Origin of the sequence: Polyangium sp. 6x1 (assembly GCF_029946515.1) — a bacterium.
In the GTDB taxonomy this organism is placed as follows: domain Bacteria; phylum Myxococcota_A; class Polyangia; order Polyangiales; family Polyangiaceae; genus Polyangium.
On sequence record NZ_JARZHH010000080.1, the window covers coordinates 36,124 to 45,853 of the forward strand.

The following is a 9,730-nucleotide window of genomic DNA, read 5'->3' on the forward strand; positions in this document are numbered from 1 at the left end:
CTCGACTTGTCAGCGAGTGCGGCGAGGGCCGAGCCCCCGCTTCGATGGACACCGCCAAAGACGCGAAGATGCACGAGGAGAGTTCGAGGGCGAAGCGGAAGCGAAGGTGGTTCAGCGTGGAGTTCGAGGCAGAGGCGGTTCGTCAGAGTGGGGTTGTCCACGGAAGCGGGACGAGGGCAGCCCTCATGGCGGGGCTGCGCGGGGAACGGATCGCGCTGCCACACGAGGTCGCGGTCGGGGGATCGTGCGGGGGGACTTGCGCTTCAGGGTTTCGGGAGCGCCGCTCGGTCAGCCGGCGGCATAGGCGGGGTCACGAGTGTGTTCCTCTCCAGCAGTGCTTGCAGCTGGAGCGGCCTCGTGAGCGGTAGGCCCCAGATTGGGCATTGCTGTTCAGCTATCTGGCCGAATCACCGCATCTGCCCTTACGCCTCGGTCCAACTCAACTGCCTCCCCGCCCTCTGCGGTGCCTTGTTCCACACGAGCGCCTTGTACTGCACCATCAGGTAGTTCGTGAGCAACTGGATGTCCTTCGACGTGTTCTGGATCTCGTTCCACTTCCTCTGCTGACCGGGCCCGAAGTCCCACGTGCCCTCGGTCCACCTGCACACTGGCTTGAGAAGCTCGAGCTCCTTGACAAATGTCCTCTTTGTCGGAAGCCCCTTGCTCCGGTGACGGTCCGCGATCCTGTCCATCAGCAGCCCCAGGCTCACGATGCCCGCTCCGTGCATCAACCGGGACTGCTTTGGCTTCCGTTTCCACGCCTCGCCGAACACCTCGCTCACGGCTCTCCAGAAGGAGAACAACACCCCGAGCATCGGCTCCAGATCCACATCGCCCGTGCCCTCGCGCAGCCGGTAGAGCACGCCCTCGTTCAGACTGTTCTCGAGCATCTTCAGGATCGAGTTGTCCTTGATGAGACCCGTCGGGTTCGTGGGCGTGTGAATCATGCCGCGCAGGGGCGAGCCCTCGTCCTGGTTCAACCTCGTGAGCAGGAGCGACGGAAGACGCCGACGCATGAGCATCGACGGCAGCGATGCCTCCGTGTTCGGCAACAGCTCGTAGATCAGCCCCTTCGGCAGGGGCTTCGTCGAGTTCACGAGGATGAACTGCTCGGTCTGCTCGCGAACGTCGTCGGTAACGAACGCACTCACGCACATCGGGAAGGACGGCACCTCTGCGTCTCGAATCGCGGCGAGGCGCTGCTGCCCGTCCACGATGAAGCCGGGGCGCGTCTCCGGCGGCGCTTCATCGTCGACCGGGATGATGATCGTCCCGGGACGCGCGTAGCCCACGCTCGTCCCCGCGGCCGGCTCGAAGCGCACGCGCGAGTCGAATGCGAGCACGATCGCGTTCGGGATCATCGGAGACTCGCTCTCGACGTACGTCTTGATCTCTTCGATGTGCGAGAGCACCTCAGGGCGCTGGTAGCCTTGCAGGCTCCCTTCGTCGCGACGGATGCGTGAGACAGCGGCGAACGACGGCACGAGCTTGGCATCGACCGCGAACGTGTAGAGGACTCGGTTGTCCGACTGGCGCACCTCGACAGCCGGTAGACGCAGCTCGTACTTCATGTTCCAACCTCCGGAAGACGCGTGCGCGCGTTGCGCGATGATGCTCCGCGCGGCGCAGCGATGGCCGCGGCTTCGACATCTCGTTGAAGCTCTTTGTAGAAGACCCAGGTGTTGTGGAAGCCCCGGCGGCGGTTGCGCTCCGCGCCGCGGAACAAGATCACATGGTGGCCGATGGTTCGGCACACGTCGCACGGACAGCTCTTCCAGGGCCGATCCGCGAGCACCTCCCGGTACACTTCTCGGCGTTCGGCGACGTCGCAGAGCTCGTCGTACCGTTGCAGCACGTCGAGCGTACTCTCGAGGTCGACCTCTCCCGCATCGAACCGGCGCATGGCCACCATGCAGCCCTTCTCGAGCTCGCGCGCTTTCTCCTGCGAGACCTTGCCCGCCATGATGCGCTTCTGGAGCTTGGGGTTGCCCTCGACCTGCGGGATGCGGATGGCCGTGTAGGTGCGCGTCGGCGTGTAGTAGTTGTCCTTGTCGTCCTTGAAGGCTTGCCGGAGCGGCGAGGTGCTGTCGAAGCTCGCCACGCCCATCCGTGCGAAGGCCCCAAGCTGCTCGGTCCGTGTGACGCCCAGGAGGTGGAGCCGCGTGTCCTTCCCGCGGATGCTGTCGATGGCCTCCAAGCTCGCAAGAATGTCGGGCGTCTTGAGGGGAACCATCCCGCCGACAGCGATGTACCGGTACCCCATCTTCTGCAGTTCGCGCGTCGAGTGTGCGTAGGACTTGGGACTCCAGCCCTGCGCGACGCCGAGAGGGGTGAAGGGCAGACGTTCGCCTTGCTGCTTCGCGAGGAACTGCCGAGCGAGTTCCAGGGTGACGTCCTGTCGCTTCCGGAGCTCCTCCGGGATGCTGGCGCCCGGCTCATCGAACTCTGGTCGGTACGCGAGGATGACGTGATCGACCGAAATGCCGAAATCGAATCGACAATCGAGATAAAACTCGGTTACTTCGTCGACGCTATAGGGTGGGACTTCCTCGTTGACATAGGTGAACGCCCCGCAATCGCCCATGATGGGGAGCTTGGCTCCAGGGGCGTTCTCGATGCGGAAGAAGTCTGGGGCTCCCGTGCGCAGGAGCCTTTGCCGCTGCGCGAGGGTGTACCGTCCTCCCGTGGCGCCAAAGCCGTCGACGATCCCTTTCGAGACCAGAAGTCCATCACACACGCCATCCTTGAAGATCTCGTGCGCGTACAAGTCGTCCCGCTGGCGGAGACGCGTCGTCGAGCGCCGCTCACGGTCGAAATCGAAGCTCGGATCGACGAGATCCTGGCTATCCGGAAGGAAGTACTTCATCGAACCTCCCGACGGCCGTCGAGGTAGGCCCGGACGAGGTAGTTGGAGAGCATGCGAATGTGGTTGGGAACGGTTTGAAGCTCGTTCCACTTCAAGCCCCCCAGGTCTTCCCATGTGCCGGAAGTCCATCTGCAGATCGGGGCTATACGCGCGAGTTCGCGCCGTACGACTTGGGGCGTGTTGTGGGCGTCCACGTTCACCGAGGCCATGACACGATCCATCAGCTTGCCCATGGCACGCAAGCCGGCCCCGTGCATCAACCGGCTTTGCGTGGCTGGAACTCCCCACGCGTGCGGAAACGCGTCTTTTACCGCTTGCCAGTACATGAACAGGAGCTTGCGGATACTTTCGAAATCCGTTTCCCCGGTCGCGATGTTCCGGTAGGAGAACAGGCACCCCGACGGGTTTCCGAAACTCTCCTGGAGCACCTGGATCACGACCGTATCCGCGACGACGCTGGTCTTCGGCGCCCGCTTCGCAGACGAACGCCGGATAAGCCCATGGAACGGAGATTCTGGATCGCTGCTAAGGAGCTCGCACATGGCAGCCGGAGCTCTGCGTGCCGCGAGGTTTGCGGGCAGCAGGGTGTCCACCTTGGGCAAGAGCTCAGTAATAAGGCCCCTGGGCAGTGGCTTGGTGCTGTTGATCCGGAGGAACTGCTCGCGCTGCGTGTCCACGTCGTCCGCGATGAAGGCGCAGACAGGAATCGGGTAATCCTGCCGCTTGCAGCGAGACAAGGCCATCGCTCGCTGTTGCCCGTCGACGATCCACGCAGGCTTCGGGTATCCCGCTTTCGGAAGCGGAATCAGAAGTGTACCAGCCTCGCATAGGCCATCGTCCACTTTCGGGCCTCGCACTTGCTGGAATACCGCTGTCGACGAGAGCGACAGGATGATCGCATTGGGCAGAAGAACCTGACCACCATCTTGATCGAGGTAGTCGAGAATGTTTTGGACGTGCTTGCGAACTTCGGGCCGCTGGTAGCCAATGAGGTCCCCCGTGTTGTCGCGTGCCACGCGGGAAATATCGGCCACCTTCAAGAGCTCATCGGCCCGCAATGTAAACATGTAGACGGGCCGGTCCTTGTCCTGAAAGATACGCAGGGCGCGGCGCCGGATGGCGTTTCTGCGGATGATTACCATCAGCTCCCTCGCGTCTGGAGAAAAAGCCGGCGGAAGCGGCTCTGCTCGCAGGCACGGCCGCCGTCGCGTAGAGAGCGTAAGAGCCGTGTGTGCGTCGCCCCGGCGTCTTTCGCCAGCTGCTCCTGGATGAACGACACGACCTGGTCGTCTGTCATCGGCTCGCGGTCAGGCCGGGCCGCGGGAGCCTGCTGGCGTTCGAGTTCGGCGAGCCGACGGCGGACCTCAGAAGTCTTGAGCCCATGGTCCGCGGCTTCCTGCAGGATGCGCCGCGCAACACGAGCATGCAGGGAGCCAAGGGCACCGCCGAGCTCGGCTTGGAGGGCCGCGGTGGAAGGGAGCCAGCACGGCTTCAAGGCGTCGGACGTCGGGCCTGGGGAGCCGGAGACGATCAACAGGTCATCCGGCGCTCGCAGATGAGCTTGCGCCTCGATGAGATCGTCCTCCAGCGCAGCGAGGTACCGCGGCGATGCGACCACTAGAAGCATCGCGTTCGGCGCGGAGCGCGCAAGGGCAGCAAGGGTGCGTGGTCCGCTGCCGGGCGGCGCGGGCGCTTCTGCGAGTCGCTTCCACCATGCACGCGCAGCCGTGGAGCGCGTGTCGCTGCCGCCGACGAGGACGGAGTCGGCATGGCCGGACGAGAACGTCGCTGCGTACGCGTGCAGCGATGCCTCCGCAGGCACGAGGCCGTACCCCGCCGAAGCGACCCACAGGTGGGCCTGGAGGCCCGACGCCTTCGCCACGGCTGGAAGTTCTCGGACGACCGACCAGTGATCGCCCACGTACAGCTCGACCGCCGGTAGGGTCGGGGACCGATCCTGAGCAAGAGCACGCCACCACTGCTCGAAGCGCTCGCCGCTGTCCGCGCGCACGTTCCGCATGGCGAGCTTCTCGGGGACGGGAAGCCGCTTGCGGTCGGTGCAGCTCGCGATGATGTGTACGATCCGCTTCACCTGGGGAGCCCCTGCTCGTGCGTCCGGAACACCGGCCGCTCCCCGTACAACAAAACTGCGCGGGGTCCAAGAAGAAGAAACTGCGGCGGCGTTTGTCCGCGGAAAGTACCGCACTTCTGCCCGACGCTCTGGCGTACGTCTTCTCAGTCCTTCTCGCCCCGGTAGATCGCGCCACAGGTGCAGGTCTCACGGAGGACGACCGCGGACAGGTTCGGTAGCGTGGGCGCGAGTTGCTGCCAGATCCAGCGAGCGATGTTCTCGCTCGTCGGGTTCGAGAGACCCTCGACCTCGTTCAGGTAGTAGTGATCGAGGCGCGCACGGATAGGCTCGAAGGCCTTTGCGATGTCAGCGAAGTCGATGAGCCATCCCCGGTGCGGATCCACCTCGCCGCGCACGCGAATTTCGCAGCGGAAGGAATGGCCGTGGAGCCTCTCGCACTTGTGCCCGGGCGGAACGTTCGGAAGGCGATGCGCCGCCTCGAATGTAAATTCCTTGTAGATTTCCATGAATCCTCGTCTTACGGGATACCAATCAACTTGTGGGTCTGCAAGCTGAGGCGCCACTGTGGGTGCTCGAGACAATAGCGTGTGACAAGTTCGGTGTTCCGCTGCCTCAGAATCCCATCCATCGGTTGTAAGTAGAAATGGGCGAACGAAAAAGGCTCGTAGAGATGGGGAGATGCGCCTTCCTGCGGGTACACCAGCTTCAACTCGTCCCCGTGTTTGAGGATGAGATCGGATCCTGCCTTCGGGCTCACGCAAACCCAGTCGATGCCGACCGGGCTGGGACGTGTGCCGTTCGTCTCGACTGCGATCTCGAAGCCCTCGGCATGAAGAGCCTCGATGAGTGGCTCGTCGAGCTGTAGCAGCGGTTCGCCCCCCGTACAAACGACATACGGCTTGGCGTGACGTGAGGTGTGGGTCGGCCATTTTCTAGCGACCGCCTGCGCAAGGTCTCGGGGTGTCTCGAAGCGTCCGCCCCCAGGACCATTCATCCCCACGAAGTCCGTGTCGCAGAAACGACAGACGGCGCTCGCGCGATCCTCCTCGCGTCCCGTCCAGAGGTTACAGCCGGTGAAGCGACAAAAGACCGCAGGACGCCCCGCACGGGCGCCTTCACCTTGAAGGGTGTAGAAGATCTCCTTTACAGCGTACGTCATGCGATCGCTGCTGGCCGCACGCGGTACCGTGCCGGATCGGAAAGACCGCTCTCCGCGAACCCCTTGAGGCGAAGGAGACAAGCATCGCAGAGGCCACACGCCTCACCCTCGGGAGAGGGGTCGTAGCAAGTGAGCGTCAAGCCGTACTCCACCCCGAGCGCTAGTCCACGCTGGATGATCTGCGCCTTGGTGAGGTCAATGAGAGGCGTGTGGATGTGAAGCCGCTGGCGACCCTCGACGCCGGCCTTGGTGGCGAGGTTTGCCATGGTCTGGTACGCCTGAATGTACTCCGGTCGGCAATCGGGATACCCTGAATAGTCGAGCGCATTGACGCCAATGAATACATCACTCGAGCCCAGCACCTCGGCCCAAGCGAGAGCATAGGACAGAAAGATCGTATTGCGCGCGGGCACATAAGTCACGGGAATGCCGTCGCCCATCTCTTCCAAAGAACGCCCCTTCGGGACGTCGATGTCGTCCGTCAGCGCCGAGCCACCAAAGAGGCGCAAGTCAAGGTGAGCGATGACATGCTGCTTGAGGCCGAAACGCTCGGCGACGCGTTTGGCCGCATCGAGTTCGTGCTCGTGGCGCTGGCCATAGCGGAACGTGAGCGCATGGGCGTCGAAGCCCTCGCTCAAAGCGATTGCGAGTGCCGTCGTGGAATCGAGCCCTCCGCTGAGAAGCACGACTGCCTTGGGTTTGTCATTCATGGTCCCATCTCCCATCATGTGCGTCGTCCTCCGAACAGCTTGAGCTGATCGGGGCTCGGACCATCGATCGGCTCGAGACGATGCGCAAACGCGCGCACGGCTCTCAGCTCCTCCGCGGTGAACACTACCTGCCGATCCCGGTAGCGTCGACCCAGAGGAATTTTGTGATCCTGACGCCACCTCCACAGCGTTTGCCTGGACACTCCGACGTCACGAGCGACGTCGGCGGCTGTGTAGTAGGTGACTCCCTCCAGGGTGAACGACATCGCACTGCTCGAACGTGCAGGTTGCAGACTGGTGCGCTCCGTCGCGGAAGGTCGTGTGGGGGTGCACGCTAGGCGGAGCGTTCGGCGGCGTCAAGGGGGACCTGGCGAGGACAGACGGTGCAGCACTGGTGAAGGCGCGCCCCGGAAAAACCACAGATACGCGGAGATAAAAGTCATGGGCACATCGCCTCACGGTTCGAGGTGAACGATTGCCTCCGTAGCGCCAACCCATGACAGCCAATTCTTCACGGTTCCCTTCGGACATCCAACACGCCCGCAGCGAAACCCTCCTCGATCACGTGCTCGGACGCCCCGGCGTCGCAGCCCATCTCCTCGAATCTCTCGGCAACCTCGCCGCGCTCGCCCGCCTCTCCCCCGAAGCGCTGACCGAGCGCTTCGCCCTCACCCCCGACGAAGCCACCCGCATCCTCGCCGCCTTCGAGCTCGGCCACCGCCGACTCATCGAAGGTACAGACGCCCCCCGCATTCTCTCCTGTCAGGAGGTCGTCGCTTGGGCCCACCCGCGGCTTGGCCACCTCGTGCACGAGGAGATGCACCTCCTCGCGCTCAGCGGTCAGGGCGCCCTCCGCGGAGCTCGCCTCATCGCACGAGGCGGCCTCCACGCGCTCGCCGTTCGGCCTTCCGACATCCTTCGAGCCGGCCTCGAGCTCGCCGCGTCCGGGTTCGTCCTGGTCCACAACCACCCGAGCGGGAATCCGGACCCCTCGCCCGAGGACATCGCTCTCACCCGGCGCGTGCAGGAATCCGCAGACCTGCTCGGCATGCCGCTCGTCGACCACGTCATCGTGGTTGCATCCGGACGATTCTGTTCGTTCGTCGCGAACCAATGGACGAGTCAATCGGGCTCGCAATAACCGCTAAATTGCGGAGATAAGGATCATGAGGAACCCCCTCACAGCCCAGGAGGTCACCGTGATGTCTCGTCTCGCAAGCTTCCTCCGCGACCCCAAGGCGGTCAGCAAGGCGCTCCGCATCGCAGCCGCGGTCATCATGATGGCCGCGCAGATCATCACCATCTGCCTGGGCTGAGGAGCCACCTCGTCCCAGTTGATCCCGAAAGGTATACAGGAGAAACCATGCCCACCACGCCCAACGCCGCCCCGACGAACCCCGAGAACCCCGGCGCCTCGTTCATCAAGCGCGTCATGGCCAATGATTCGGCGAAGAAAGGCGCCGCCGCCCTCGTGGCCGGCGTCGTGCTCGCGGTCGTGACCGAGGCCATCTGGCCCTCCAACTCGTAGCGGACATCCTCGGCGAGGCGCTGTTCGACGAGCTGCGGCGCCGCCTCAAGGACATCGCCCCCGTCGCCGATGAGACGCTCGAATGGCTCCGTGAAGCGGCACGTCCGCCACCGGGCGTCGAGCTCGTCAGCGAGGACGGGGCCATGTTCACCGGTGTCGTGTTCGTCGAGCGAAACCGGCCCGTGGCCATGCTGGCGTTCCGGCATGCGCCGACGCGGCAGGCGCCTCGATACGGTCCGCCCCAATACCCCAACCAGTACCCGCCTCCCCATCAGCGCCACCTCTTCGACGGAGACGAGGAGGAGCCGCCGCCGGCCTGGAGGCCCAGCAGGTTGTGGGATCGCTGAAAGCGTTCATCGTCCGTCGACCAGGGTGTCCCGCTGGCACGTAGTGACGTGCTCCGGGGCGCCCTTCTGTTTTCCGGAAAGGAGATTCCCATGCGCGTCAATGGCCGCACGCTTCGCTACTCCACGCTCGCCGAGCGGCGCATGTTCCTCTCGCTCGGCATCACGGAGCTGCGTGTGCCGCGTTCCATGAACCCGTACACGGTCGCTCGGCGAATCGCTCGGGCGGCCAAAAACAACACGCCCGACATGGAGCTCTTCAAGAGCCTCGTCACGCAGGCGAAGCGGGCGCCTGACCAGGCGCCGGGGCCGTCGCCGGACTTCGATCGGCCCGAGCCCGTGCTGCCGGAGCCGCACGAGCCGCTGCATGCCGCAGCGTAGCAGCCTCGAAGAGCTGCGGTGCGCGCTCAGGATCGCGGAGCCGAATACAAAGAGCCTCAGCCGATACCTCGAGGAGACGTCCGAGCATGTGGCCGTTCTCCTCGGGGTCGAGCGCGAGGCTCTCGAGCAGCTCGTCGGCAAACCCGACCGTGAAGTGGGGCCGCAGCTCGAGGCCCTGCTTCACAGGCGAGCAGAAGCGCAGGAAGCAAGGCGCGCGGAGCGGGCGGCTCAGATCGCCGGCTCAGCCGCCGAGCACCTTGCTCGCACCGCCGTGTGGCACGAGGGGCGGGCGCATCTCGACCCGAGCATTCTATTCGGTGCCATTCTTGCGGATGTGGGGCACAAGTTCATCGCGTTTCACGGCGGACGAGCCTTCGAGGTCCGCATGCTGCGCCACACGCTGTGGAACGCGGGCGAGGCGCTTTCCGGGCACGATGACCTTGCCGCCTGGGTCGATGCCGAGGGGCTCCACTTCCGCTGGAAGAACGGGCGAGGCGGCCTGAACTTCCTTTCGCAGCACGTGCTGTCAAGCGACAGTAACTTCTGACCCCCTAACGACAGTAAAACTGACCCCCTCCCTGCGCATCGACTCCAGGTCTCACTTCGCGGGAGAGACGCTCCCGCTGAGCAGTCCCGCCTTCTTCTTCTGC

12 protein-coding genes are annotated in these 9,730 nt (G+C 64.3%); 4 read left to right on the top strand and 8 right to left on the bottom strand.

All coding sequences use genetic code 11. From position 1 onward, the window contains the following. Positions 1-422: 422 nt before the first annotated feature. The 8 genes from dbpB (QHF85_RS42690) to QHF85_RS42725 all read right to left on the bottom strand — a co-directional run bounded on the left by dbpB (QHF85_RS42690) (position 423) and on the right by QHF85_RS42725 (position 7,893). Entirely contained in the window at positions 423-1,571 is a 1,149-nt protein-coding gene (gene dbpB, locus QHF85_RS42690) for a DGQHR domain-containing protein DpdB (protein ID WP_281333223.1), read from the bottom strand. Beyond that, a complete protein-coding gene (dpdA, locus tag QHF85_RS42695) occupies positions 1,568-2,980 on the bottom strand; it encodes a tRNA-guanine transglycosylase DpdA (RefSeq protein ID WP_348652805.1) in 1,413 nt (470 codons plus the stop codon). Before dpdA ends, dbpB (QHF85_RS42690) begins: the two co-directional genes overlap by 4 nt. Further along, on the bottom strand, positions 2,863-4,008 hold the full coding sequence (gene dbpB, locus QHF85_RS42700) for a DGQHR domain-containing protein DpdB (protein WP_281333224.1): 1,146 nt from the start codon (positions 4,006-4,008) through the stop codon (positions 2,863-2,865). The genes dpdA and dbpB (QHF85_RS42700) overlap by 118 nt, the downstream gene beginning before the upstream one ends. After that, entirely contained in the window at positions 4,008-4,958 is a 951-nt protein-coding gene (locus tag QHF85_RS42705) for a hypothetical protein (RefSeq protein ID WP_281333225.1), read from the bottom strand. The genes dbpB (QHF85_RS42700) and QHF85_RS42705 overlap by 1 nt, the downstream gene beginning before the upstream one ends. 143 nt (positions 4,959-5,101) lie before the next feature. Further along, positions 5,102-5,464 (bottom strand): 6-carboxytetrahydropterin synthase QueD, encoded by a 363-nt coding sequence (gene queD, locus QHF85_RS42710; protein ID WP_281333226.1) that lies wholly within the window; start codon positions 5,462-5,464, stop codon positions 5,102-5,104. An 11-nt stretch (positions 5,465-5,475) separates the two neighbouring features. Beyond that, on the bottom strand, positions 5,476-6,117 hold the full coding sequence (queE, locus tag QHF85_RS42715) for a 7-carboxy-7-deazaguanine synthase (protein ID WP_281333227.1): 642 nt from the start codon (positions 6,115-6,117) through the stop codon (positions 5,476-5,478). Then, on the bottom strand, positions 6,114-6,827 hold the full coding sequence (queC, locus tag QHF85_RS42720) for a 7-cyano-7-deazaguanine synthase QueC (RefSeq protein ID WP_281333228.1): 714 nt from the start codon (positions 6,825-6,827) through the stop codon (positions 6,114-6,116). The genes queE and queC overlap by 4 nt, the downstream gene beginning before the upstream one ends. Positions 6,828-7,338: 511 nt before the next feature. Beyond that, positions 7,339-7,893, bottom strand: a complete 555-nt coding sequence (locus QHF85_RS42725) for a hypothetical protein (RefSeq protein WP_281333229.1) — start codon at positions 7,891-7,893, stop codon at positions 7,339-7,341. Between the two features lie 297 nt (positions 7,894-8,190). Between QHF85_RS42725 and QHF85_RS42730 the strand changes: the two genes are divergently transcribed. The 4 genes from QHF85_RS42730 to QHF85_RS42745 all read left to right on the top strand — a co-directional run bounded on the left by QHF85_RS42730 (position 8,191) and on the right by QHF85_RS42745 (position 9,627). Continuing rightward, positions 8,191-8,355 (top strand): hypothetical protein, encoded by a 165-nt coding sequence (locus QHF85_RS42730; RefSeq protein WP_281333230.1) that lies wholly within the window; start codon positions 8,191-8,193, stop codon positions 8,353-8,355. Positions 8,356-8,498: 143 nt separating this feature from the next. Then, the gene (locus QHF85_RS42735) at positions 8,499-8,702 is read left to right on the top strand and encodes a hypothetical protein (protein WP_281333231.1); all 204 of its coding nucleotides are present in this window, start codon (positions 8,499-8,501) and stop codon (positions 8,700-8,702) included. 90 nt (positions 8,703-8,792) lie between these two features. Next, the gene (locus QHF85_RS42740) at positions 8,793-9,080 is read left to right on the top strand and encodes a hypothetical protein (RefSeq protein WP_281333232.1); all 288 of its coding nucleotides are present in this window, start codon (positions 8,793-8,795) and stop codon (positions 9,078-9,080) included. Beyond that, positions 9,067-9,627 (top strand): hypothetical protein, encoded by a 561-nt coding sequence (locus QHF85_RS42745; RefSeq protein WP_281333233.1) that lies wholly within the window; start codon positions 9,067-9,069, stop codon positions 9,625-9,627. The genes QHF85_RS42740 and QHF85_RS42745 overlap by 14 nt, the downstream gene beginning before the upstream one ends. Positions 9,628-9,730: the final 103 nt, after the last annotated feature.